The following is a 24060-nucleotide window of genomic DNA, read 5'->3' on the forward strand; positions in this document are numbered from 1 at the left end:
AGGGAGAGGATTCCGGATGACAGCCGCCAATGAAGCCAGCCAGAAGAAACCGGGCGACGCCGTGGCCCTGCCGCGCGGCCCGGCCATGAAGAACCGGTTCATGCTGGCGCCGCTGACCAACATGCAGAGCAATCCGGACGGCACGCTGCACGACGACGAGTACAACTGGCTGGTGCGTCGCGCCGGGGGCGGCTTCGCCCTCACCATGACCTGCGCCGCCCACGTGCAGCGCTCCGGCCAGGGCTTCCCCGGCCAGCTGGGCATTTTCAGCGACGATCACCTGCCCGGCCTGACCCGTCTCGCCGACGGCGTCCGCGCCGCCGGCAGCCTGTCGTCGGTGCAGCTGCAGCATTCCGGCCAGCGCGCCGTGCGCGAGCTGGGCGGCGAGCCGGTGGCCCCGGTGGCCGTCGCCGAAACCGGCGCCCGCGCCCTCACCACCGACGAGGTGCGCCGCCTGCGCGACGATTTCATCGCCGCCGCCGTGCGCGCCGAGAAGGCCGGCTTCGACGGCGTGGAGCTGCACGGCGCCCACGGCTACCTGCTGTGCCACTTCCTTGACGTGGCCAATACCCGCGAGGACGGTTACGGCGGCGCGCTGGAGGACCGCGCGCGCCTGCTGTGGGAGATCATTGACGGCGTGCGCGCCGCCACGAAGCCCTCGTTCCAGCTAGGCGTGCGCCTGTCGCCGGAGCGCTACGGCATCGACCTCGGCGAGGCCCGCGTCCTCGCCAGCCAGCTGATGACCTCCGGCAAGATCGACTATCTCGACATGTCGCTGTGGAGCGTCTTCAAGGAGCCGGAGGACAGGGCCTGGGCCGGCCGGCGCCTCATCGACCTGTTCACCGGGCTGCCGCGCGGGAACACGCGGCTGGGCGTGGCCGGCAAGATCATGAACGGCGCCACGGTCCAGGCCTGTCTCGACGCCGGCGCCGACTTCGTGCTGGTCGGCCGCGGGGCCATCATCCATCACGACTTCCCGCGCCGGGTCATCGCCGATCCCGGCTTCGCCGCGCTGCCGCTGCCGGTCTCCCGCGCCCATCTCGCCGCCGAGGGGCTGGGGCCGAAGTTCATCGACTACATGGCCACCGGCTGGAAGGGTTTCGTGGAGTCCGAAGCCGCCTGACGCGGCCCGGACCTGACCGCAGCCCGCCCGGCGCCGCCGGGCGGGCTTTTTCACGCCGCGTCGGGAACGGAACGGGTTCCGCCGGCGCGCCGGCCGTGCTCTCCTCGCCGGCGGCGCGGACGTTCCGCCGGAACCGGACGCCGCCGGGGAAACGCAGGCAGGAGGAGGCTCCCATGTCCTATATCGACGGGTTTGTCATCGCCGTTCCCACCGCCAACCGCGAGAAGTTCCGCGAGCACGCCGCCCTCGCCGACGCCGTGTTCATCGAAATGGGCGCCCTGCGCGTGACGGAATGCTGGGGCGACGACGTGCCGGAAGGCCGGCAGACCGACTTCCGCCGCGCCGTCGCCGCCCGTCCGGACGAGACGGTGGTGTTTTCGTGGATCGAGTGGCCGGACAGGGCGACGCGCGACGCCGCCATGCAGAAGCTGATGGATCCGGCCAACGCCGACCCGCGCATGGATCCGCAGAAGAATCCCATGCCGTTTGACGGCGCGCGGATGATCTTCGGCGGCTTCACGCCGCTGGTGCATCTCGCCGCCGCGGGCGCGGAGCCCCGGGGCTGACGCACCGGGGCCAGATTCCGGGGGCGGGGCGCCAGACGGGAGGCATGGCGCGCGGCGCGTCTGGCGTGGCGGCCGCCGGCAGGGTATGCGGATGCTCCGGCGCCGCGCGCGCCCCTGCTCCTGGAGCCGTCCGATGCCGTCGCTGCTGCGCGATGTCCTGCACGACCTGAGACTTGCCGTCGCTTTCATGACCCGCCTGCCTGTCGGCCATGTTGAGGCCGGCGCGGGCGGCGTCGCCCGCTGCCTGCGGGTGGTTCCGCTGGTCGGCGCGGTGATCGGCGCCGTGCTCGGCGGACTGTACTGGCTGCTGGTTACGGCCGGCGCGCCGCCGCTCGCCGCCGCCGCCATCGTTTTTCTGGCCAGCGCCGCGCTCACCGGCGCCCTGCATGAAGACGGCATGGCCGACGTGGCCGACAGCATGGGAGGCTACACCCGCGAGCGCCGGCTGGAGATCATGAAAGACAGCCGCGTCGGCGCCTTCGGCGCCCTGGCGGTGGCCGGCGGCCTGCTGGTGAAGTCCGCCTGTCTCGCCGCGCTGCCGGGGCCGCTGGCGGTTGCGGCGCTCGCCGCCTGCGGCGCGCTCGGCCGCGGCCCCATGGCGGCGCTCAGCCGCTGGACGCCGCTGGCCCGCCGCGAGGGCCTCGCCGGCGCCGCCGGCCGGCCGCCGCTGCATGTGGCGCTGACGGCGCTGGCGCTTGCCGCCGCGATCGCCGCCCTGGCGCTGCCGCGTCCGTGGCTGCTTCCCGCCTTCGCCGCCACGGCGCTGACGGCGCTGGCGGCGCGGTGGTTCTGCCTCCGCCATATCGGCGGCTATACCGGCGACGCGCTCGGTTTCGCGGAGCAGCTCACGGTCATCGTGCTGCTGCTGCTGTTCGCCATGCTGGCGGCGGCGGATCCGCTCGCGGCCGCGTCATGACCGGACCGGCGGCCATGGAGCGGCGAATCTTCCTGGTGCGGCACGCGCCGGTGATGGGGCCGGCGGGCGTCATTCACGGGTCCGGCGCGCCGGCGGACGTTTCGGACGCGGCGCTGGCCGCGGCCACGCGCGCGGCGCTGCTGCGGGCTGCGCCGGCGGCCACGGCCTGGTGCAGCCCGGCGCTGCGCACCCGCCAGACCGCGGCCGCGCTCGGCCTTGCGGCCACGCCTGATCCGCGCATTTCCGAACAGGACTTCGGCGCCTGGACTGGCCGGCGCCACGCCGATCTCGCCGTGGAGCTGGGCGAGGCCTACGCCGCCTTCTGGCGTGACGCCGCCCATAACGCGCCGCCGGGCGGCGAGAGTTTCGCCAGCCAGCAGAAGCGGGTGGCCGCCTTCCTCGCCGGCCTGCCGCCAGGCGACCATGTGGCGGTGACCCATTCCGGCGCCATCCGCGCCGCCGTGGCCACCGCCTTCGGCCTCGACCTCAACGCGGCTCTCAGCCTGGTGATCGATCCGCTGTCCGTCACGCTGCTGGAGCTGCTGCCCGGCGGCTGGCGCGTGGGTTACGTGAACCGTCTCGCCCTGTGGCGGTGAGGCGCCGCGCCAACGGCGGCGCCGCGCCCGTTCCGCTCCCCGCACGCCGGGACCGCGGCTGGCCGCGCTCAGAAGGTGCGGTCGATGCGGAAGCGCGTCAGCCAGTTGTCGTCATGTCCGGTGGTGCGCCCGGTCAGCGCCCCGCCGCGATTGTTGTCCAGCACCCGGCCGCGCGTCTCGATGCGCTGGTAGAGCGCCTCGACGCCGATGTCGAGGTTCCGAACCGGCGACCACACCAGGTTGGCGAGGCCGACGAACTCGCGGAAATCCCGGAAGGCGGCGCTGTACGCCCCGCCGGGGGACACAAAGCCATAAACGCCGCTCCTGCGCGCGCCGGAGGGGTACTGCGGCTGCCCGTAGGTGGCGACGAAGCCGGAGCGCAGCTGCGGCGTCCAGTAATGCAGGAAGGCGACCGCCGCCGACCAGGAGGTGGTGAGGCGGATGGAGCCGGCGTCAGGCTCCACATATCCGTCCAGTTTCCAGGCGTTGAAGCGTCCGCCGCCGCCGATGCCCGCCTGCAGCGCGCTGTCATGGCCGATGGGCGCCGGGAGCCCGGTGTAGGACATGGCGCCTCTGGCCCAGGCGGCCTGCAGCCACAGCGCGTCGCCCGGTGCAAGAAACGGCAGGTTGAGCTTCGCGCCGCCCTGGACGGCGTATCCCCACCGCGCCGCCGGCCGGCGGGCCCAGCCGCCATTGGGAGCGCCGCCGGTGAAATTGCCGACCGCCACCTGATGCGCCGCCACCGACAGCTGCGCCGAGCCCCAGCCCTGGTCTACGCGCAGGTTGGCGACCACGTCCGGCGCGTTGAGCCGCTGCGCCACGTCCACATAGGCGTAGCCGACGACGCGGCCGTTGCTGTCGAAGGTCAGGACCGGCGCGCCGAACACGCAGCCCGTCGCCGTGCCGTTGGCGCAAAGCCCGGCGCTGGCGACGCCGCCGCTCAGCCCGACGAAGGGCGCGATGACGCCATTGGCGCCCACGGCGCCGAAGAACAGCGGATTGCGCCGGAAGGTGGGATCTTCCATCGACACGGTGGCGCTGAAGCCGCCGCCGAAGCGCACGGTGTAGGCGAGCAGGTTGGTGAACGGCGCGTTCGAGGTGATCGAGAAATTCGTCAGCTCGATGTCCGTCATGTAGAAATCGTAGAAGGATGAGGCGCGCCCCGCCGTCAGCCCGGCGAACTGGATGAACGCCTTGTCGGCCTCCACATATTTGTAGGCGCGGTTGTAGGTGTCGACGCCGGTGGCGTTGAAGCCCAGCGGCCCGTGATTGCGCAGGGTGCCGGAGGCGCCGTGCTGCTGGCCGGTGCGGCTGGCGATGTCGAACCGCACGAAGGCGCGCAGCGTGCCCCACGCCGTGGCCGTGCGGGCGTCGGCCTGGATGCGGCCGGCGCTGATGAAGTTGGAGCGGTCCGCCGCAAGATTGCGGTATTGCGCGAATTCGTAGGCGAAGGAGACCCGCCCGCCGACGCGGATGCAGGTGTCCGTGCCCGGAATGTAGAAAAAGCCCGCGCCATGGGTCGCGCAGACCCGGACGTATTCTGCCGGCGCCGCCTTGCCCGCCGGCAGGTCGGCGGCCTGCGCCGCCGCGGTCGCGCCGAGGGCCGTCGCAATGAATGACGCCGCGCGCAGCGGCGGAACCCTTCTCCGGCTGTTGCAGACTGCTCGCATGACCCGTCCCCGCTTGCTGCCTCCGTGAACATGCTGGCCGTGTCCCGGCCGGCCATCGCCGGCATGGGCGGGCCGGCGGGCGAGGCGGCGCGCCGGCGGAGATGGCGCAGCGCCTCCTTAAAGGCGATCAGAAGTACGACAGTAATATGCCACAATCGCGGCGCATGAAAAAGTAAAAATAAGAATACAATTGTCAGGGTATTTTGTATGCTTCGGCGATATAAAAGTATTCGTGTGGAAAATTTCTGGCGGCCCGGGCGCAGGCGTGGGCGCGTCCGGACGGGCGGCCGGAAGGAGGCTGTGGAAAAGGCGGGCAGGGGCGGGGCGACTTACACCACCAGTGTCAGCTTTTTCGCCGCGCGGGTGATGCCGGTGTACAGCCAGCGGCTCCAGTGTTCGCGGAAGGCGCGGCTTTCGTCGAACAGCACCACATGGTCCCACTGCGAGCCCTGCGCCTTGTGCACGGTGAGGGCGTAGCCGTAGTCAAACTCGTCCGAGCGGCGACGCACGTCCCACGGCGGCGGTTCGTCGCCGCCTTCGAAAAACGCCTGCAGCACGCTCACCCGCGCCGCGCGGCCGCCCACGTCCTCGTCCGGAACCACGGTGAGCCGCACCTGGCCCTTGCTGACGCCGCGGTTGGCCCGCACCCGGAACACGGCGCCGTTCAGCAGCCCCTTGCTGCGGTCGTTGCGCAGGCACACCAGCTTCTCGCCCGCCGCCGGCAGCGGGTCGCGGTAGCCCAGCAGCTCGCGGATGCGCCGGTTGTACAGCCGCCGCGTGCGGTTGAGCCCCACCAGCACCTGGTCGGCGGCCAGAATCATCTCCGCATTGACCTCCCGGCGGGTGATGACGCGGGTTTCGCCATAGTCGCCGGGGGCGATGCGCCCGCCCTCGCGCGCGATCATGGACAGGCGCACGATCGGGTCGTCCTGGGCCTGGCGGTGCACCTCGGTCAGCATCACGTCGGGTTCGCCGGCGGTGAAATGGCCGCCGCCCTTCACCGGCGGCAGCTGCGCCGGATCGCCGAGCACGAGGATGGGAACGCCGAAGGACTCAAGGTCACGCCCCAGATCCCCGTCCACCATCGAGCATTCGTCGATGATGATCAGGCTGGCCCTGGCCGCCGCGGCGTTGGGATTGATGACGAAGGTGGGCGCCTCCTCGTCGACGCCGCGGGCGCGGTAGATCATGCTGTGGATGGTGGTGGCGTCCGTGCAGCCCCGGGCGCGCATCACCAGCGCCGCCTTGCCGGTGAAGGCGCCGAACAGCACGTCCCCGTCCACGCCCTCGGCGATGTGGCGCGCCAGCGTCGTCTTGCCGGTGCCGGCGTAGCCGAACAGGCGGAACACCTGCGGCGAGCCGCGCTTCAGCCATCGCGCCACCGCGTTGAGCGCCTCAACCTGCTGCGGAGACCAGTCCATCGCGCGCCGTTTCCCGTGCGGCGCCTGCGGCGGCGCCGTTTACCGTGATATGGGGCAGGGTGTAGCGACGGACGGCGCGAAACGCCATCCTTTAACCTGGCGCGCGGGGCGCCGCGCCGGCGACGGCCGGGCGGGCGCGAATCCGGGCGCGGAGCGGGCGAACATGCGGGCGATGATGCGTTTTCTGGGGTTTCTGGCGGCGGTGGGCGGTTTCATCGCCCTGGTTCTCGACATGACCCGCTATCTCGCCAACGGCGCGTGGACGTTCTGCACGCTGGCCGACGCCCTCAACGGCGTCGCTCCGGGCGCCGCCGCCGCTTTCGCCGCCTTCGCCGGCGGCCATGGCGGCCCGTGGGCCGGCGCGGCGGCGGAGCGCGCGCTCGCCTGCCCCGCGGCGGCGGCGGGGCTGGCCGGCGGCTTCCTGATCATGTTCCTGTTCCGCCGGCGTGAGGCCGCGCCCGGCTGAGGCCTCAGCCCGCCAGCCGCGCGCCCGCCAGCGCCTGCACGTCCGCGCCGGACGGCTTCTGGTACACCCGCAGGTCGAACTCGGGCAGGATGGCCAGCAGGTGGTCGAAAATGTCCGCCTGGATCGCCTCATATTCCGGCCAGACGACCGTGTCGGCGAAACAGTACACCTCCAGCGGCAGGCCTTCCGGCCCCGGCGGCAGCTGGCGCGCCATCAGGGAGAGATCCTGGCGCACCCGCGGGCTGGCGCGCAGATAGGCCTCCACATAGGCGCGGAAGGCGCCGATGTTGGTCATGCGCCGCCGGTTGGCCGGCAGCTGCGCCACGTCGCCCAGCTGCGCGTTCCAGCGGGCGATGTCCGACTGCTTGCGCTCCAGATAGTCGCCCAGCAGCCGCAGCCGCGACAGCCGCGTCACGTCCGCCTCCTCAAGAAAGCGGATGCTGGTCTGGTCGATGTTGACGGCGCGCTTGATGCGCCGCGCGCCCGATTCCCGCATGCCGCGGTAGTTGCGGAACGCGCCGGACACCAGCTTGCGGATCGGTACGGTGGTGATGGTGCGGTCAAAGTTCTGCACCTTGACCGTGTGCAGGGCGATTTCGATCACGTCGCCGTCGGCGCCTTCGCCCGGCACCTCGATCCAGTCGCCCACCCGCACCATGTCGGTGGAGGAGATCTGGATGCCCGCCACCAGCGACAGCAGCGTGTCCTGAAAGACGAGGATCAGCACCGCCGCCATGGCGCCGAGACCGGAGAGCAGGATCACCGGCGAGCGGTCAAGAATGGCGGCGACCATCAGCAGCGCCGCCACCACGTAAATGGCGATCTTGGCGATCTGGAAATAGCCCTTGAGCGGCTTCAGCCGCGCTTCCGGCCGGCGGTGGTACAGCACGTCCGCCACGTTCAGCGCCGCCGCCCCGGCCATCGCCACGGCGAGAATGATCACCGCGTTGGCGACGTTGCGCATGATGGTGACGAAGGCTTCCGGAACGTGCGGCGTGAGTCCGGCGCCGGCGGCGATGACCATGGCTGGCGCCGCCATGGCCAGCTTCTCCGCCACGCCGGGCCGCCGCAGCTCCGGATCGCGCCCCCAGGCGGTGCGCGCCAGCAGCCTCTCGAAGCCGCGCAGCAGCAGGCCGCGGATGGCCAGGTTGACCACCAGCGCCACCAGCGCGAGGCCGGTGAGGAAAATCGCCGTGTCGAGCCACGGCCAGTGCGTGTTGAACGCCAGCAGGTTGCGCAGCGCTTCCGCAGCCCGGTCGCCTGTCGCGCCCGTCATGACCTCTCCGTTTTTCCTGTCGCGGCCGTGCGCGCGGCGCAGCGCGTCGCAGGCCGCTTCCGCCCCCTGAAACTGTCCGGTCAGGCGTGGCCGCGCGGCCGTCCGCTCCGGAGTTGCGCCCGCAAGGCTTGTCGCAAAATGGCTGGAGCGGCGCAATACGGGCGCGCATGGCGGCGTCCGCTGGACGGAGCGGATGGTTTGTCGCAACAATCGCGCGAGCAACGCAGCCCCGGCCGGGCGCGGAGCCGGGGCGGGGGCTGCGGCCGGCCCGGCGTCTGCAGCTGCGGGCGGGTCCGGCCTGGCCGCGGCCGTCCGCGGGCCCGGGACGCGATCCCAGCCGTGCAGGAGGCGACCAGAGGTGGCGGGCGACAGTGTTTCCGGCGATATCGAAAACGAACTCGGCGCCTTCACCGAGTGGCTCAACCAGCTGGCCGCCGCCCTGCACGCCGGCGTGCAGCAGCGCCTCGCCGCCATCGCCGGGGCGGACCGCGAGTGGGCCGAGTTCGTGGCGCGGATCCAGGCGGAGGGGCGCGATCCCGGCCTGATCATTTTCTACGCCGCTGTGGCGGCCGTCGCCGGCGGCGTGCTGCTGGCGCTGGGCCGGCGCTTCGTGGCTCACCGCCGGCTGCCGCTGGGGCCGGCGCTGCGCGGCCTGCTCGCCATATGTCTCGCCGGCGCGCTGGTGGTGGCGGGAAGCCGGCTGGTCACCCATGGCGGCGAGCTGCGCCGCCTGGTGATCCTGTGGGGCTGCACGGCGATCGTCGCGCTGGCCTGCCGCAACGCGTTGCACGCCATTCTTTCCGGCGGCTGGGCGCCGCCGCGCACGCGCCGGCAGCTGCGGATGTTCCGGCTGCTGGTGAGCGCGTCCTTCATCTGGGCCATCGGCGGGCTGGCGGCGCTGTCCACCCTGCGGGGGCTGGGCGCGGGCAGCGGCCTGCAGGACCTGTTCTCCACGGTGTGCGTCAGCCTGCCCGCCACCGCCATGTTCGTCGGCGCCTACGCCGGTTATGGCCGCGCGGTGACGGCGGCGGTGGCCGGGCCGCCGCCGCGGACGGCCGCGCGGCTGCGCTTCGCCGCCGCCTGGCCGGCGCTGGCGATTTTCGCCGTGCTCGGCACGCTGGTCGCGTTCCAGGTCAGCATCACCCTGCGCCATCCGCTGCCCGGCCTGCCGATGATGCTGACGCTGCTGCTCCTGCTGCTGGCGCCGCATGTTGATTCGACGCTGGCCGCCTGGGCGCGGGCGCGGGAGCAGCGCTGCAAGACCATTCCGCGCGCCGCCGCCTGCCGCACCAGCCGCCCGGCCTTCATCATGGTGACGCTGCTGGCGCTTGGCTGGCAGTGGGCGTTTCCGGCGCTGGCGGCCCTGGGCGTGGACGCCTCCGAGGCGGAGGCGCGCGCCGTCTGGCTGGCGCTGACGGCGCTGGCGGCCGCCTGGGCGTGGAACCTGACCGACGTGGCCTTCGAGCGGCTGGCGCAGCGCAAGCCCCGCGGCGGCGCGCCCCATGACGCCCACGCCGCCCAGGAGGAGGGCGTGGTTCACCGGCCGCAGTCGCGGCTGGAGACGCTGTTCCCGCTGCTGGCCGGAACGGCGCGCACGCTGATCCTGCTGGTGGCGGCGCTCGCGGCGATGCTGCTGCTGGGCATGAACGTGTGGCCCGTCATCACCGGCCTCAGCGTGTTCGGCCTCGCCATCAGCTTCGGTTCGCAGACGCTGGTGAAAGACATCGTCTCCGGCCTGTTCTTCCTGATCGACGACGCCTTCCGCATGGGCGAGTACATCGAGACGTCGGGCGCCAAGGGTACGGTGGAGCGCATCTCCATCCGCTCGGTGAGCCTGCGGCATCCGCGCGGCGCGGTGGCGACGATTCCCTACGGGCAGATCGGAAAGATCCAGAACTACAGCCGCGACTGGGTGATCGAGAAGCTGGTGTTCCGGGTGGCGTTCGACACCGACGTGGAGAAGGTGCGGAAGATCTTCAAGCAGATCGGCGCGAAACTGGCGGCGGATCCGGAATTCGCCGGCGACCTGCTGCAGCCGTTCAAGAGCCAGGGCATCGCCGCGGTCGAGGACGGCACGCTGCTGGTGCGCGGCAAGTTCATGGCGCGGGCGGGACGGCAGTTCGGCGTCCGCAAGCGGGTGTATCTTGAAGTGCAGCAGGCGTTCCGCGAGAACGGGATCGTGGCCGTGCCCAAACCGGTTCTGGCGACGGTTCCGCATGTGGGGCCGGCGGCCGGCGTCGCCGCAGCGGGCGCGCTGGCGGCGGACGCGCCGCGTTCCGACGCGTCCCCGGCCGCGGCCCCGGCGCGCGCGACGCCCGCGGAGCCCGCCTCCGCAACCGCCCAGGCGTCTGCGGACGGAACGGAGACGGCCGCCGGCGCCCCGCCAGCCGCCGGAGGAGCCTGAGCGGCTGCGCGCGCGAGGCGGCGGTTCCGCCCGTCCGGGGAGGTCACGGCGCCAGCGCGCAGCGCGGCGACGGGGCGGCGTGACGGGGGGCGTGACGGGGCGGCGGCCGGGCTCCTCGCGGCCCGCGCGCTCGCCTGCGGACCGGCGGCGGTCTCCAGAGGCGTGCGCGGGGGCAGCCGCGGACGGGAGCAGGGCGCCGCCGCCTGCGGGGCGGCGACAGGACCACGTGATTGCGGAGCACGGGGGCGAACCGGGCGTGGACAGCGGCGGCTGCGACGCTCCGGACCTCTTGCGCTCTCCGGCGCATTGATTATACATCGCGGCCAGAAGCCGGCTCTGTCCCGGATGGCGTTCCAGCGCAGGCGCTGGTTGGCCTGGAGGGCGGCGACGCCGGTTTCAGTGTCAGGCATGGCCTGGCGCGGAGGGGTGGCCGAGTGGTCGAAGGCGCACGCCTGGAAAGTGTGTATACCGGCAACGGTATCGCGGGTTCGAATCCCGCTCCCTCCGCCATAATACCTTCCCGCCCCGTTTCCGACTGTTCCTGAACGTCTCCGGAACCCTTGCAGCGCAAGGGGTTGCATTCCCTCTGCGTCCCGGCCTGTCTACCATTGTCCCGCCAGAAAGCATGTTCGGCGCTGGGGCCGAAACTAGGACCGGAGGACAGGCATGGCGCGGGCCCTAAACAAACTCACCGCACGCACCGTCGCGACGCTGAAAACGCCGGGCCGTCACAGTGATGGCGGCGGGCTCTATCTTTCCATCAGCCCGGATGGATCCAGACGGCGATGGGTTTTCATGTTCCGGTTCGAGGGCAAGCAAAAAGAGCTTGGCCTGGGTTCAGCAGCTGACGTTTCGCTGGCCGAGGCAAGGGAGAAGCGGCGTCAGGCCCGGGCTTTGGTTGAGCAAGGGATCAACCCAATCAGGGCCGGTCAGGAGAAAACCAGGGCCGCACCTCCATCGGGCCCCAGCTTTGGCGAATACGCCGCTGCCTATGTCGACCGGCACAGCCCTTCGTGGCGCAACGCCAGGCATATCGATCAGTGGCGCAGCACACTGAGCATCCGCAAGGATGACGGAGGCGCGTGGATCGACGGAGGTTACTGCAAGGCGATACGTGACAGGCCACTGGCGGACATCACCCGCGAGGACATTGTGGCAATCCTCCAGCCATACTGGCTGGAGAAGCATGAGACGATGAGCAGGCTGCGGGGGCGTATCGAAACGATTCTGGCCGCCGCTACCGCTGACCGGCACAGGTCGGGTGAAAACCCCGCGCTGCTCTCTGGCCTCAGGCATCTGCTGCCCAGGCCGCCAAAGATTGCGGCTGCAAGACATTTCGCGGCCATGCCGTATGCTGATGTGCCGGCGTTTGTCCAGCGTTTGCGACTGGTGAGAGGAATGGGCGCGCTGGCGCTGGAGTTCCTGATCCTGACGGCCGCCAGGTCGGGTGAGGCGCGTGGCGCGACATGGCGCGAGATCGACCTGGAAGCCCGGCTGTGGACCATTCCTGCCTCCCGCATGAAGGCAGGCGTGCAGCATCAGGTTCCGCTGACGGGGCGCGCCCTCGGGATCCTGCAGCTGGTCCGCCAGCTTCAGCCGCCTGGGGACACCGGGGACGCCTTTGTTTTCCCAGGCCAGAACAGGGGACGTCCCCTGAGCGACATGTCTCTGACAGCCGTGATGCGCCGGCTCGTTGGCGGGCGGTTCACCGTGCACGGCTTCCGGAGCAGTTTCCGCGACTGGGCCGGCGATTGCACGCCATTTCCGCGGGAAGTTTGCGAGGCGGCGCTTGCGCACCAGACCGGCAACGCTGTTGAACGCGCCTACCGGCGTGGGTCTGCCCTCGAGAAGCGGCGGGAACTTATGGAGGTGTGGGCGAAATGGTGTGAGCGCCCCTAAATTTGGTGCGAACATTGGCAACCTCAAGAACGCCTCTTGCAATGATCGCGACATCCGCGACAATCGCTACAAACTGAAAAATCCGGAGCTTCAGGCTACGGATATGCCAAGGGGGGAACCAGAATGTCTGACGCACGGGCGTTGCTCAATAACGTGTTGAAAGATATCGAGAGTTGGCCGGATCTCACCGATCTGACTCAGGCCGATCGTAAAATGCATGATGATAAAATTAGCATTCTGCGTGAAAGCGTTGATATCTTTCTCAAGTATACTAAAAATCCAGGCGACATAGAGCGTGCTATGCTAGCATTTGCAGGTGCCATCTATTCTGCTCACAGCATAGGAACATTTAAGGCGCCCGCTCTACCGCCTCCTCGGCCGGGGGAGGGTAAATCCATAATTGATGTCTTGCTGCAACCCACAACAAAACGGCCAACAGCAGAGTTTGTCAGCACACTACAGGCGTTCGATCCTGATTTCCGGGCAAAACTTATGGAAATCCGGGCCGAAAAGATGCGCGCTTCCAAAGCCGCGCGGCACTCGGGACGAGAACAGGCATTGATGGCAGCAATCCATGCCGAGATGGAGAGCACGGCCTGTAAGCGCTCCTATAAGGAGGCCACGGCAATACGGGAGGCCGTAAACCGACGACTCTCGGCGGAAGGTTATGAGCCCGTAAGCGTCGACGTGATCGCGCGCCGTATCAAGAAGATTCCGCGCACTTAAAGAGCGCAGAAAATGCTGCATTGCGCTCTTTAAGTGCGCAGAGATGGCGTATTTCCAGCTGTAAAAAGCCAACCATACAGGAGATCTCCAGTCTCACATGGAAGGAGATCTCCTGTATGGGTATTTCTAATGCCTCCTGGCACGCCCCGGTACGCCGCGCGCTGTCGATCCCCGAGTTTTGCGAAGCCTACGGTCTCTCGCGCTCTACGGTGTATCGAATGATGGCGAACGGCGCCCTCCCGAGCGTCAAGATCGGCAAGCGTCGTCTGATTCCTGTCGATGCTGCAGAAGCGCTCCTCCAGAAGATGGAGCGCTGAGATGAGCGTCAACATCTCCAATGCTGCGCCAACCAACATGCACGCAGCGATTGAACTGGCTGCTGCCGGGCTCTTTGTCTTTCCGTGCGGGCCCAACAAGAAGCCGCTGGTGAGATGGGCGGCCCTCGCCACCCGCGATGCAGCTAAGCTCCGTGAATGGTGGCGTCGCTGGCCTGACGCACTCATCGGCATCCATTGCGGCATGAGTAAAATCACGGTGCTGGATGGCGATCGCCGTGACCGCCCTGACGCCCCAGACGGCGTCCACGCGCTATTGACCCTTGTGGGCAGCGAACCGTGGGCAGCGGGGCACCCCGTTACCAGAACCCTGAATGATGGGATCCATATCTACTGCCGGGCGTCTGACGCTGCCCCGCTCCGCAACTCTGCCAGCGTGGTTGCGCCCGGCGTGGACGTGCGGGGCGATGGCGGATTTATCATCGCGCCCGGCAGCATGCTGCCTGACGGACGTGGCTGGCTCCCGGCGCCTGGGGCTCCTTCGCTCGCTGACGTGGTCCGGAGCGGGAGCCTGCCGGAGGTGCCTTCGTCAATCTTGCGTGCGATCGAGCAGTACAGGCACGAGGAGCGGCGGAGCATGGCTGGCGGCAACGCAGCCGCCGGCGAACCCGGCTGGCCCCGGCAGAGCCTCAAAGAGGCAGTCGCGGAGCTCTCCGCTACGCCAACCGGAAAACGTAACGACACTCTCAATGCGAAAGCGCTCGCCATGGGGAAGCTTGCCGGTAAGGGCCTGATCCAGCGCCAGGAGGCCCACGCGGCGTTCATTGGGGCTTGCCATGTGAATGGCCTGATCCAGGGCGATGGCATGGACGCATTCGAGGCCACGTTCGCAAGCGGTTTTGGAACGGGTTTCAAACGCGCTGCCGAAGCCACGTCCGCCAGCTGCCGCAGCGCCGGAGACGCCATCCGGGATCAGAGCGAGCCGCCTCAGCTGCTCTTCAGTCCTGTGGAAGATCCGACGGAATTCCCGATGGACGCGCTTGGGCAGGTTCTTGCGCCTCCCGCGATGGCCATCGTCGAAATCGTCCAGTGCCCACCCGCCATGGCGGCGCAAGGTGTTTTGGCTACCGCCAGCCTGGCCGTTCAGGGGCACGCCGATATCGAGATCCCTGCCACCCGTCAGACCAAGCCTTCCAGCCTCTTCATGATCACGATCGGCGAAAGCGGCGAGCGCAAGTCGTCGGTTGATCACCATGCTCTCCGCGCCGTCAGGATCCGGGAGAAAGAGCTGCATCACGCCCATGCGGAGGAGATGAAGGAATACCTGAAATCCAAGGCGGCTTGGGATATTCAGCGCAAACGTCTGATGAATAGCCGAACGAACGACGAGGAGGTCAGCAAAAGGCTGGAGCAGATTGGGGATGAGCCCCAGCCGCCGCTTATGCCGATGCTGATGTGCGGCGAGCCGACGTTCGAAGGTCTCGCCAAGCTGCTGGCTGGGGGGCAGCCCACAATGGGCGTATTCTCTGACGAAGGCGGGGCGTTTATCGGCGGGCACGGCATGTCTGCGGACAACCGCCTGCGCACGGCAGCCGGATTTTCCGGACTGTGGGATGGGACCCCGGTCAAGCGAGTGCGGGTTCTGGACGGGTCCAGCACCATTTATGGCAAGCGCGTTTCTCTGCACCTCCTGGTGCAGCCGGCGGCCGCCAGCTTGCTGTTGGGCGATCCAGTCATGCGTGATCAGGGATTTCTCAGCCGGCTGCTTGTCAGTGCTCCCGCTTCGACCGCCGGAACCCGAATGCAACGGCAACCTTCGCCGGAAGCATATCTGACCCTGGAGCAGTATGACGCCCGTATCCTGACCTTGTTGCGGCGGAGGTTGCCTCTGGCGCTCAAGGCGCGCAATGACCTTGAGCCCCGAACGATCCCGCTTGCGGCTGGCGCGCTGCCCGCGTGGAATGATTACGCCAATAGCGTCGAACGACGGCTTGGTCCACGCCAGCCACTCGAGCCGGTCAAAGGTTTTGGTAGCAAGCTGGCGGAGCACGCACTGCGCATCGCCGCCGTGCTGGCGCTGGTCGAGGATATCGAAGCCGCGGAGATCCCGGCTGAAACGTTCGCCAGGGCAATGGTGCTCGCCGAGTACTACGCCGCCGAGGCTCTCCGCCTCTTCGGCCAAGGGCAGGCTGATCCGGAACTGGATCGTGCCGAACGGTTGCGCCAGTGGCTACTTGCTCATCCTTATGAACATGTCAGCCTCCGGCTGCTGGTGCAAAGGGGGCCGAATGGCTTGCGGGACAGCAAGACCATGAACGCGGCGATCGGCGTACTCGAGAAACATGGCTGGTTGCGCAAGGTCTCAACCAAGGTGGAAGTTGAAGGTCACCGTACTGCCGCTGCCTGGATCGTTGTGCGGGGGTAGCAACAGGATGTAGCAGCTGTCGCGACTGTAGCGACGTTCCAGAATGCAAGGGCTGGCGGCGCGCTTGCCGCCAGCCCTTGATCCGTCATACGCGCAGGCCCCGTGCTGCCAGTACATAGCGCGATCTTCAAGATCACCGTGTCATCCTGCGGCCTGAATCTGCCCCAGATTGAATACGCTTCCAGTTGGTGATGATGGTTCCGGACTGGGAGCGCGCCCCCGAGGGAACAGGTTGACGGGGGTATTGAGCCCCGGCTGCAACGTCAGCGTGCTTCCAGGGGCACGCCCCACCTCAGCTGGCAAGCTGCGCGACCGGGCTCTCCAGGTCACATCCCAATCCCGAAGGCTGGGGTCCCGATCGGCTGCCCCCTGGCCAGCTGGCGCACTTCTCGCTATGATGTAATTATCCAGATGACGTGCATGTAATTCGCGCACCATCATCATATCGCTGAGGTTTGGGTAATGACGGCAAAATATAACGGTGCGGCCAGACCGGGGCGACCAACCATTTTTACGCAATTGCTCGCGGACCAGATCTGCGCCGAACTGGCTACTGGCAAGTCCATGCGAACCATGTGCCGTGACGAGGCGATGCCCTCCATGAGCACGGTCTACAAGTGGCTGCGGGAACGGCCTGATTTTTCGCAGCAGTACGTGAAGGCCAAGGCGGAGGCGGCGGATGCGCTTGCAGAAGAGATCCTCGACATCGCCGACGACGCGACCGGCGACTGGTTGGAAATCCACGACACGGATGGTTTCGCAGCCGGCTACAGGCTGAATGGCGAACACGTACAGCGCTCCCGGTTGCAGATCGACGCCCGCAAGTGGATCGCCGCAAGGCTGAAGCCCCGGAAGTATGGCGGGCGCGGCGGGTCGGACGATAGCGTGCAATCCGCCAACCCGCCCGGCGGCCTGGTCCAGGACATCAGGGGACTGCGCTGACGGCAGTTCACGATCGACAGGACGCCTCATTGCAGGGCCGGGACGCCCCGCGCAGGTCTGGGCGACGCCCGGCTCTGGAAGCTTCACCCAGCCAAACGTAGCGCCTCGGCCGGTATTGTCCCGTGTGACGCGATCTGAGCCATTGGGCTGGCCTTGGAGAGGCGGAGAGACCGGGACCGCTTTGACTTTGCCGGCGTCTGGCAGCCCGAGGCCGTGTGTGGCCTGTCGGTGTTGCGGTCGGCCATCCAGGCGGCGATGACGGCGCGGGCCTCGCGCTCGTTCGTCTCGAATGCACATCGCAGCGGGCGGCAGTTTTCGCTCCTGGCGGCGGGCTCCGCCATTTCCCCGGAAGGCCGCGGAGCCGGCCTCCGGGGGCGCAACACCGGTTACAAGGCTCGGGCGGGATGGGGCAGCGGCGGCCATCCGCCCGAACAGCTGCCGCGAGATGCGCCCTCGCGCCGCCTGTGACAGCGGTTGCAGACCGGGGCGGGCGGACCGTATTCCGCGGGCGCATCCTGCCAGCGACAACCGGTCCTGGAGGCGGCAGGATGCCGGAGATCACGCGGCGACCATCGATCCATGGCTTTGCCTCCCGCCCATGCGAAAGATACGGTTCAGTCGCGTCCCGTGCCGCATCCGGGAGCCAGAACGGCGCTCCTTTCATCCCAGGCGCCTCCCAAAACCAGGCTGGAAGGCGAATCATGAAACAAATTTAAATCATTATATGGGCTCCCAACCTGAGGCAGGATCTGATGAACGCTGCCGCAACTGGCGAGCGAAATGTAACTGTCACGCCAGCCTGTACATGAGTCTGGTTTCTATTGTATCATGAAGGGAGATTATTGGTCGGCACGGCATGAACTAAAATGTAATTGACCTAGTTATATATTTCCAAGTATGCCATTATGGTGTACTTGGCATCGTGGATTGTGTTCACTGTTGGGGGGATTCGTGGGCGCATTTCTTGAATATCAGCCGACGAGGCAAAATTACTGGCGTTCCATCATCCTTTTCGGTCGCAACGTGGCGTCGTACAAGTTCGCGCTGGCGCAGAGTCTTCTGGAATTGCGGGAGCGGGGCAGCGACCTGGTGAAACTCGAGGAACTTGCCGAGCCATTTGCGCGCCATCTGTGCCGGCATCTTGCGAACGCGCCCAGGCAGTCGACCGCGCCCCGCAGCCGCTTTCTGAAGGCTTGCAGCGAATTCAACCAGGGGATGCTGTCAAAGGACGATCTGGTGCTCATCACCACGCGCCTTGGCTTCAACAATGTCATCGACGCCTTCCACGTCGTGAACCAGCGGCCGGTCGATCTGCGTTTTTTCATTGATGAGCGCAAAGAGTCCGGCGGGATCAGGCTCACGGACGACATGTACCATCTTCAGTCGGATCACGACGCCAGGGATCTGGAGCAGGAGGTGGAGGGGCGCTGGCGGCTTGTTGAGACGGCGTGGGACCTTGGCGTATCCCGCCAGTTGGTCAGCGTTGAGCATGACGCCGAACTCCAGATGTTCACCGCATTGCGCGCAAACCGCAGGACAGCTGTGACATCTTCGCGGAGCGCTCTCAACGGTTACCAGAAGGGTAGATGTTTCTATTGCTTCAGCGCTATCTCAATCGATCCGGCGGATGAGCGTTGCGCGGACGTGGACCATTTCCTGCCGCATGTGGTCGCCCGCACCATCCCGGGGTTTGGCGTGAACGGCGTGTGGAATCTTGTTCTGAGTTGCCGCGAGTGCAATCGGGGGCGCGAAGGCAAGTTCGCGCGCGCGCCGTCCCTGGTGTTGCTGGAACGGTTGCACACCCGGAACGAGTTCCTGATATCAAGTCATCATCCGCTTCGTGAGACGCTGATCGCCCAAACCGGAGTCTCGGAGCCGGAGCGGAGGGCGTTTCTGCAGGCGCGTCACAGCGAGGCCGTGGCGGTGCTCATTCACATGTGGGAGCCCCGGATGCGGGCGGAGCGGGTATTTTGACATCCTCAGGCTACTACGACGAGAACGCGGATGCGTTCATTGCGCAAACAGTCAGCGCCGACATGTCGGCGCTATACGCCCGCTTTCTGGAGCACATACCCGTCGGGGGCTCCATTCTGGATGCGGGTTCGGGTTCAGGCAGGGACGCCGCGTGGTTCAGGGCGGCAGGCTATGAGGTCGAGGCGTTCGATGCGTCCCTCGCAATGGTGGAGGCCACTCGCCGCCATGCCCGGGTACCCGTATATCATATGGAGTTTGAGGAGTTCAGGTCACCGCGAACCTACGATGGGATCTGGGCTTGCGCCTCACTGCTGCACGTCAGGAGGGCGGAACTGGGTGGGGTGATCCGCAGGTTGCTGCAAGCGCTGAACGCTGGCGGCTGTCTGTATTGTTCATTCAAGCATGGGGACGCGGAGCGGCGTGTCGAGGAGCGGTACTTCAATTACATGGATGAGGCGCGGCTCCGTGCGGTTGTGGAGCAGGCGCCGGGACGCATGCTCGATATTTGGATAACCGGCGACGTGCGACCAGGCAGGAGCGGGGAGAAGTGGCTGAACGCCCTCATCCAGAGGCGTTGACCAGGTTGGCTGCCCGAGTTGGCGGCGTCGGCTGATCCAGTGTAAGCGCTGTTCTCAGGCCACGGTCCTGATTTGGACCGTAGAGCAGGCCAGGACAGCAGGTGGCCGACCTGGCTTGCGGATGGCCAGCGACGATGTGGGTGATGACCCCGGCGACATAGAGACACGGGTTGGCGTCATCGAACTTCACGGTCTCAGCGTCGCGACTGTCGTCCAGTGAGCCGCGGCTGGCGGGCCCTCCTGAACGCGCCGCCAGTCCAGTCCTTCGGCCAGCGCCGGCGGCTGCGCCGCGGTCAGCCCGACTACGCGATGGGTAAAAGAGTGTCCAGCAGACGTTTCGTCTTCCAGACGTTTCGCCAGCAAACAGATTCCGGTCCTGTCAAAATAGATGGGCCAGGTCGCTACCATGACGCTCCGCGACAATATCGGCGTGGCGTATGTTGTCGCGAATGCTGCAGGGCGCGCAGGTTCGCTATGCCTCGACCGTGGTGCGTCTTCGTAGTTTTCGGTATTCAGCATCGAAAATGGTGTATGGTGGACGAGCTTGCCGATGGCAGCGAGCATCATGGCTGGATCCGGGAAGACCATGTTTTATCCAGCAGCGCCGACGTGTTGAGCCAGGCAATCGCGGCTTCGAGCTGTAATTCACGACGGGCGAGTTGAGGCTTCTGGACCGACTCTGTGGTCTCGGCGAAGAGCTCGCGGCAGCTGTTCTGGATCAGCGCGACGTCGATGGAGGCCGCCGGATAACTCTTTCCGCTTGGTCTGGCTGAATACCAGCACGTTGGCCTTTAGGGCCAGCCAACTGTCTCCGACCGCCATGACCCATGGCCTCGAAGCCAAGACGCCGAGGGTCTTTCCGGGCGCCAGATGCGCCTCGGCGAGGTGACGCTGGATTCTGTGGCTGGTGGGCTCGGCCAGTTCATGTCCGGCGATGACGGCAAGATCGCGTGCGGCGGGCCGCTTACCTATCCCCGCATGCGCGGGGGACCCCATTGAAGCGGATCGTCGATGTCCGGCAAGGGCTGAGCTGCCGCTGTGCTCTTGGCTAGACTGGAGCAGGTCACACTGAAGTATCTGCTGGCCATGCATGAGGCGCTTGACCTGCGGCTCGCCACCGCTTCACATGCCTACGTGAAGGCGTGGGAGTGGAAATGATCAGCAGGGCAGTGATTGCTATGGTTGCGGCTCTTGCGGTTGCTCCGGTTAGCGCCCAAGACCTGGCTGGTCAGGCGACGATCATTGACGGGGACACGTTAGAGATACATGGCCGGCGGGTCCGACTGCATGGCATTGATGCGCCGGAAAGCAGCCAGGTCTGCGAGGATGACAGCAAGCGCGACGTGCCGTGTGGGCGTCAGGCGGCGTTCTTTCTGGCCGATCTGATCGGGCGGCGGACAGTCACATGCACACAGACCGGCACAGACCGCTATCAGCGCATAGTGGCGCGTTGCCGCGTTGGGGAGCAGGACATAGGCGAGACGATGGTAAAGGCCGGTCATGCCCTCGCCTATCGGCGCTACAGCACAGAATACGTCGCCGCTGAAAACGCCGCGCGCGCATCTGGCGTTGGTATGTGGCGATACGACTTTCTGCCGCCATGGGAATGGCGGGCGCTGGAGAAGCTCCGCTAGCGCTCGCAGCCAATCTGCTTCTGGATCGCCTCGACTTGCTTCCGGGATTTGCAAACGTTCTCACAGGGGATGCCATCGCCATCACGGTCCGCCTGATGATATCCGGCGCACCACTCCTGCACGGCCTCTTTGCAACTGCTCATTGACTTGCAGCCTCGGGCCATTGCTGGCGCAGTGGCCAGCGTCGTCACAACAATAACAAGTAGGCAGGTACGTGAAATCATCCGCAATCCCCTCCCCCCCCCCCCCCCCCGCAGACGACGAGGAATTTTCGCAACAGGCTCACGGGAAAGTCAACGTCACGCCGGTGGATCTTTGGCATAGCGCTTAAACGCTATTTCAATCGCCTGGTCTCTGCCATCCGTACCGAACTGGCCTTTCAGCCTTGACCACAACAAAGAGGAAAACTGGCTGGGATACGGTGGCGTGGAAGCCCTGATTGAATGGACCTACCTTGCTCCGCAGCGTGCGCCGGACAGCTGGGCGCGGCCGGCCGCGAACAGGGACGACGCAATCGCCGCGTTCCGATTCGCGCAGGAGGTAATCGCTGATTTTTGCCGGCTTCAACTCCACGTATTACTGCGCCCGGCACGGACGGGGCACCGAGCTGGAGAAAGGAAGGCGCCAAGCAGAGCACTCTCCAGGCTCCGGGGCGACGAGCGGTGACCCCAAAGCCACATGCGTTCAGAACGTCAGACCACACGCCTGGCGGATCGCGACCTGAACCGGCGAAGGCGGCAGGGTCAGATCGAACTTGCCTTTCGGCAGGAGCGGCGGTTGCGCCATGAATCGTGCCTGCTGCCGCGCGTGCTGGTGGAAATGCTGGCCCCCTAGACCGCGTCTACGACCCCTGCTGCAGCTCGGGCGGCATGTTCGTGCAGTCGGAGATGTTCGTCGAGGAGCACGGCGGCCGCATCGGCGACATAACCATCGTTGGGGGTTGGGGAGCTGATGGCGTGGCGTCCTGTACCTTCGGCAGCGTTTCAGAACCTGTTCAGCTATTTAGGTTTGTAAGAAAACATCTCGCGATAGCGGGCTTTCTGGTGCACATTAATCGTTTTCAAAGCTGCTGTTCGGATAGAACTTCAGCGAGCGGCAGTTCTCCGCCACGGTACGGATCACATGCTCTGTGGCGCCGGTTGGCATCTGCGCGTCGATCTCCAGCCTGACAGTCACTTGTGCGCCGGGCAGGCCAGCCAGGTGGGAGATCACTTCCTCCGCGATGCGGCCAGCATCCCGTCCCACCCGGGTCAGATCAAGCTCCACCGAGCCGTGGAACCGGCGGGCCGCTGGCGGCGGAGCCGTAGGGGAGGGGTGGGACCGTCCTTGTCGCTGCTCGGCACTGGCTCGTCCGGCCGGGGCGGGTTGCTGTCCCTTTCCTGCTTGACGGACTCGGCGTCGAGCTGGCGGTTCGCGATATCCGGCTTCACGAGCAAGCCCGGACTGTCGCTGTCGAGCGTTACCTCACGGCCGGCCTGCAGCCCACGGTACCGGTTGTTGGCCTCGTCGAAGCCCTCGGCATAGGCGAAGGTGTCGGTCTGCCAGGTCATGTAGGCCACGCCATCGCGGATAGCCTGGATCAGGACCTCCGGGCCCGCGAGCCGGGGCAGGTACAGGTACCGGGCGAAGTCATCCACCAGCTGGCAAACGGGCGCGTGGTCACCACGCCACAGTGGCACGGCATCCATGCGCATGCGCAGGATCGCCGTCCCGAGGTTGGCCAGCAGCCCCGCGCTCCGGAGCTTCCTGCTGGCTCGCACGGCAAGCGGATCCGATCCGGTGGGCTTCAGCGCATACCATTCGACGGGATCCTGTGCCGACTTCTGTTCCGGAACCAGCGTGAGCCTCCGGCGAAGGCCGCCTTGTCGTGACAGTGCCTTGTGCTGAAGCTGTGCTCATAAGGACGCAGTCAAGAGCGCAGGTTCATGCAAGTGGCGGTTATTTCCGGATCCGAACGTCGCCGTCGCTGGAGTGCGGCGGAGCGCGAAGAGATTGTGCTGGCGTCAACCATGCCCAGCGCGGTGATTGCGGAGGTCGCGCGACGGTTCGGTGTGGCCACCAGCCTGATCTACAAGTGGCGCCGCGAGGCCCGGCAGGCAGCGGGGAGGTTCGTGCCGGTTGTCCTGACAGAGGATGAGGGGTCTGCGCCGGTGGCGGCGGGCTCAAGCCTGGAAGCTGTGGCGGGCGATGAATGCAGCCCGGGGCCTGAAGGCGCCCCGGTGATCAGCGTCACCCTTGTCACAGCGCGGATTGATATCCCCCTTTCAGCCCCGCCTGCGCTGGTCAGCGCCGTGCTGCAGGCGCTGCGATGATCCCCGCCGGCGCCCGGGTGTGGATCTGCTCTGGCCACACCGACATGAGGAAGGGCATGAATGGCCTTGCGCTGCTGGTGCAGGAGCATTTCCGGCGCGATCCCCATTGCGGCGACCTGTATGTCTTCCGGGGCCGCGGCGGCGCACTGTGCAAGATCCTGTGGCACGACGGGATCGGCATGTCGCTCTATGCGAAGCGGCTGGAACGCGGCCGGTTCATCTGGCCTGCGACAGCAAGCGGAGCAGCACCGTCATCTGCCCAGGCAATAGCCCCAAGGCCGATCATGAACTAAGATTGAAACCGGACCACCCTATGGGGTCAGGCCACATCCTTACCCCTGGTGTCACCCATCGCGTCTCAAAGCACCTGCAGCAGGTGATCGAAAGCGACCACTTCCGGATCAAACAGATGATGCCGAGGGTGGGGTGCCTGCGCAGTTTCACGACGGCGCGGCGCACGATCGCCGGTTTTGAGGCGCTGCTGTGATTGTGCAAGGGCTTCGGCTTCGCCGACGACTGGACTGTCCGTCGCCAGAATGATCTCATTCCGCTCTGCTTCGGACTCCAAAAGGTTAACGAAGCATGAAAACAGGGGCGGCGCAGGGATTTCTGCGACTACCGCCACGGTTTGCGACAAGCCCGCTTCGAGGCGCTGCTGTGGCTGCGCAAGGGCTTCGGCTTCGCCGGCGACTGGACAGTCCGCCGGCAGAATGATCTCCTTGCGGCCTGCTTCGGACTTAAAAAGTTAACGAAGCCTGAAAACAGGGGCGGCGCAAGGATTTCTGCCGCCACCGCCACGGTTTGCGACAGGCCCTTTTAAAAAGCAGCAATGTCCTGTGTTCGTTGGCCGTGATGGC

General features: G+C 66.8%; 23 protein-coding genes, 1 tRNA gene and 3 pseudogenes. 19 read left to right on the top strand and 8 right to left on the bottom strand.

Annotated features, from left to right (window positions below; translation table 11 throughout):
- Nucleotides 1-16: 16 nt before the first annotated feature.
- The 4 genes from ACFFJB_RS02675 to ACFFJB_RS02690 all read left to right on the top strand — a co-directional run bounded on the left by ACFFJB_RS02675 (nt 17) and on the right by ACFFJB_RS02690 (nt 3201).
- The gene (locus ACFFJB_RS02675) at nt 17-1123 is read left to right on the top strand and encodes an NADH:flavin oxidoreductase (protein ID WP_376829280.1); all 1107 of its coding nucleotides are present in this window, start codon (nt 17-19) and stop codon (nt 1121-1123) included.
- A 173-nt stretch (nt 1124-1296) separates the two neighbouring features.
- The gene (locus ACFFJB_RS02680; protein ID WP_376829282.1) at nt 1297-1689 is read left to right on the top strand and encodes a DUF1428 domain-containing protein; all 393 of its coding nucleotides are present in this window, start codon (nt 1297-1299) and stop codon (nt 1687-1689) included.
- 133 nt (nt 1690-1822) lie between these two features.
- On the top strand, nt 1823-2605 hold the full coding sequence (locus tag ACFFJB_RS02685; RefSeq protein ID WP_376829284.1) for an adenosylcobinamide-GDP ribazoletransferase: 783 nt from the start codon (nt 1823-1825) through the stop codon (nt 2603-2605).
- Nucleotides 2606-2619: 14 nt separating this feature from the next.
- The gene (locus tag ACFFJB_RS02690) at nt 2620-3201 is read left to right on the top strand and encodes a histidine phosphatase family protein (protein WP_376829286.1); all 582 of its coding nucleotides are present in this window, start codon (nt 2620-2622) and stop codon (nt 3199-3201) included.
- 68 nt (nt 3202-3269) lie between these two features.
- Here the strand turns inward: ACFFJB_RS02690 and ACFFJB_RS02695 are convergent, their stop codons facing one another.
- Together ACFFJB_RS02695 and ACFFJB_RS02700 are read right to left on the bottom strand one after the other, a co-directional pair.
- Complete coding sequence (locus ACFFJB_RS02695; protein WP_376829288.1) at nt 3270-4871, bottom strand: porin; 1602 nt, start codon at nt 4869-4871, stop codon at nt 3270-3272.
- A gap of 329 nt (nt 4872-5200) precedes the next feature.
- Nucleotides 5201-6292 (bottom strand): ATP-dependent DNA helicase, encoded by a 1092-nt coding sequence (locus ACFFJB_RS02700; protein ID WP_376829289.1) that lies wholly within the window; start codon nt 6290-6292, stop codon nt 5201-5203.
- Between the two features lie 163 nt (nt 6293-6455).
- Here ACFFJB_RS02700 and ACFFJB_RS02705 point away from each other — a divergent pair, with 163 nt between their 5' ends.
- On the top strand, nt 6456-6758 hold the full coding sequence (locus tag ACFFJB_RS02705; RefSeq protein WP_376829291.1) for a hypothetical protein: 303 nt from the start codon (nt 6456-6458) through the stop codon (nt 6756-6758).
- A 4-nt stretch (nt 6759-6762) separates the two neighbouring features.
- On the opposite strand, the gene ACFFJB_RS02710 is transcribed toward ACFFJB_RS02705, so the two are convergent.
- Nucleotides 6763-7989, bottom strand: coding sequence for a mechanosensitive ion channel family protein (locus tag ACFFJB_RS02710; RefSeq protein WP_376832491.1), 1227 nt, complete (start codon nt 7987-7989; stop codon nt 6763-6765).
- A gap of 403 nt (nt 7990-8392) precedes the next feature.
- Between ACFFJB_RS02710 and ACFFJB_RS02715 the strand changes: the two genes are divergently transcribed.
- The 9 genes from ACFFJB_RS02715 to ACFFJB_RS02755 all read left to right on the top strand — a co-directional run bounded on the left by ACFFJB_RS02715 (nt 8393) and on the right by ACFFJB_RS02755 (nt 19257).
- On the top strand, nt 8393-10438 hold the full coding sequence (locus ACFFJB_RS02715) for a mechanosensitive ion channel family protein (protein ID WP_376829293.1): 2046 nt from the start codon (nt 8393-8395) through the stop codon (nt 10436-10438).
- Nucleotides 10439-10858: 420 nt separating this feature from the next.
- Nucleotides 10859-10948: transfer RNA gene (locus tag ACFFJB_RS02720), tRNA-Ser, on the top strand.
- 156 nt (nt 10949-11104) lie between these two features.
- Nucleotides 11105-12337: a tyrosine-type recombinase/integrase gene (locus ACFFJB_RS02725; protein WP_376829294.1), complete on the top strand. Its 1233-nt coding sequence runs from the start codon at nt 11105-11107 to the stop codon at nt 12335-12337.
- Between the two features lie 123 nt (nt 12338-12460).
- A complete protein-coding gene (locus tag ACFFJB_RS02730; RefSeq protein WP_376829296.1) occupies nt 12461-13063 on the top strand; it encodes a hypothetical protein in 603 nt (200 codons plus the stop codon).
- A gap of 116 nt (nt 13064-13179) precedes the next feature.
- Nucleotides 13180-13380 carry a helix-turn-helix domain-containing protein gene (locus tag ACFFJB_RS02735; RefSeq protein ID WP_376829298.1) on the top strand — a complete coding sequence of 67 codons (201 nt, stop codon included), beginning with the start codon at nt 13180-13182 and terminating at the stop codon, nt 13378-13380.
- Between the two features lies 1 nt (nt 13381).
- Nucleotides 13382-15763: a DUF3987 domain-containing protein gene (locus ACFFJB_RS02740; protein WP_376829300.1), complete on the top strand. Its 2382-nt coding sequence runs from the start codon at nt 13382-13384 to the stop codon at nt 15761-15763.
- Between the two features lie 462 nt (nt 15764-16225).
- Nucleotides 16226-16705 (top strand): terminase small subunit-like protein, encoded by a 480-nt coding sequence (locus ACFFJB_RS02745; protein ID WP_376829302.1) that lies wholly within the window; start codon nt 16226-16228, stop codon nt 16703-16705.
- 951 nt (nt 16706-17656) lie between these two features.
- Nucleotides 17657-18679: an HNH endonuclease family protein gene (locus ACFFJB_RS02750; RefSeq protein WP_376829304.1), complete on the top strand. Its 1023-nt coding sequence runs from the start codon at nt 17657-17659 to the stop codon at nt 18677-18679.
- Nucleotides 18676-19257, top strand: coding sequence for a class I SAM-dependent methyltransferase (locus tag ACFFJB_RS02755; protein WP_376829305.1), 582 nt, complete (start codon nt 18676-18678; stop codon nt 19255-19257). Before ACFFJB_RS02750 ends, ACFFJB_RS02755 begins: the two co-directional genes overlap by 4 nt.
- Nucleotides 19258-19443: 186 nt before the next feature.
- Here ACFFJB_RS02755 and tnpB (ACFFJB_RS02760) read toward each other — a convergent pair whose 3' ends face one another.
- Nucleotides 19444-19845, bottom strand: a complete 402-nt coding sequence (tnpB, locus tag ACFFJB_RS02760) for an IS66 family insertion sequence element accessory protein TnpB (protein ID WP_376829306.1) — start codon at nt 19843-19845, stop codon at nt 19444-19446.
- A 566-nt stretch (nt 19846-20411) separates the two neighbouring features.
- On the opposite strand from tnpB (ACFFJB_RS02760), the gene ACFFJB_RS02765 reads away from it, so the two are divergent.
- On the top strand, nt 20412-20891 hold the full coding sequence (locus ACFFJB_RS02765) for a thermonuclease family protein (RefSeq protein WP_376829308.1): 480 nt from the start codon (nt 20412-20414) through the stop codon (nt 20889-20891).
- Here ACFFJB_RS02765 and ACFFJB_RS02770 read toward each other — a convergent pair.
- Nucleotides 20888-21115 carry an excalibur calcium-binding domain-containing protein gene (locus ACFFJB_RS02770; RefSeq protein ID WP_376829310.1) on the bottom strand — a complete coding sequence of 76 codons (228 nt, stop codon included), beginning with the start codon at nt 21113-21115 and terminating at the stop codon, nt 20888-20890. The two genes, ACFFJB_RS02765 and ACFFJB_RS02770, sit on opposite strands and share 4 nt — an antisense overlap.
- A 460-nt stretch (nt 21116-21575) precedes the next feature.
- Nucleotides 21576-21686 (bottom strand): annotated as a pseudogene (locus ACFFJB_RS02775) (phytanoyl-CoA dioxygenase); the annotation flags it as partial.
- Here ACFFJB_RS02775 and ACFFJB_RS14985 point away from each other — a divergent pair.
- Nucleotides 21683-21817 (top strand): annotated as a pseudogene (locus tag ACFFJB_RS14985) (N-6 DNA methylase); the annotation flags it as partial. The pseudogenes ACFFJB_RS02775 and ACFFJB_RS14985 sit on opposite strands and share 4 nt — an antisense overlap.
- Before the next feature lie 124 nt (nt 21818-21941).
- Here the strand turns inward: ACFFJB_RS14985 and ACFFJB_RS02785 are convergent.
- Nucleotides 21942-22157: a hypothetical protein gene (locus ACFFJB_RS02785; RefSeq protein ID WP_376832726.1), complete on the bottom strand. Its 216-nt coding sequence runs from the start codon at nt 22155-22157 to the stop codon at nt 21942-21944.
- Nucleotides 22142-22651 carry a hypothetical protein gene (locus ACFFJB_RS02790; RefSeq protein ID WP_376829312.1) on the bottom strand — a complete coding sequence of 170 codons (510 nt, stop codon included), beginning with the start codon at nt 22649-22651 and terminating at the stop codon, nt 22142-22144. The genes ACFFJB_RS02785 and ACFFJB_RS02790 overlap by 16 nt, the downstream gene beginning before the upstream one ends.
- Nucleotides 22652-22816: 165 nt before the next feature.
- On the opposite strand from ACFFJB_RS02790, the gene tnpA reads away from it, so the two are divergent.
- The 3 genes and pseudogenes from tnpA to ACFFJB_RS02805 form a co-directional block, all read left to right on the top strand.
- Nucleotides 22817-23203 (top strand): IS66-like element accessory protein TnpA, encoded by a 387-nt coding sequence (tnpA, locus tag ACFFJB_RS02795; protein ID WP_376828579.1) that lies wholly within the window; start codon nt 22817-22819, stop codon nt 23201-23203.
- Nucleotides 23200-23496 carry an IS66 family insertion sequence element accessory protein TnpB gene (gene tnpB, locus ACFFJB_RS02800; RefSeq protein ID WP_376829314.1) on the top strand — a complete coding sequence of 99 codons (297 nt, stop codon included), beginning with the start codon at nt 23200-23202 and terminating at the stop codon, nt 23494-23496. Before tnpA ends, tnpB (ACFFJB_RS02800) begins: the two co-directional genes overlap by 4 nt.
- Nucleotides 23497-23549: 53 nt before the next feature.
- Nucleotides 23550-23789, top strand: a pseudogene (locus tag ACFFJB_RS02805) (DDE-type integrase/transposase/recombinase); the annotation flags it as partial.
- Nucleotides 23790-24060: the final 271 nt, after the last annotated feature.

This window comes from Camelimonas abortus, from assembly GCF_042432745.1.
Classification (GTDB): Bacteria; Pseudomonadota; Alphaproteobacteria; order Rhizobiales; family Beijerinckiaceae; genus Camelimonas; species Camelimonas abortus.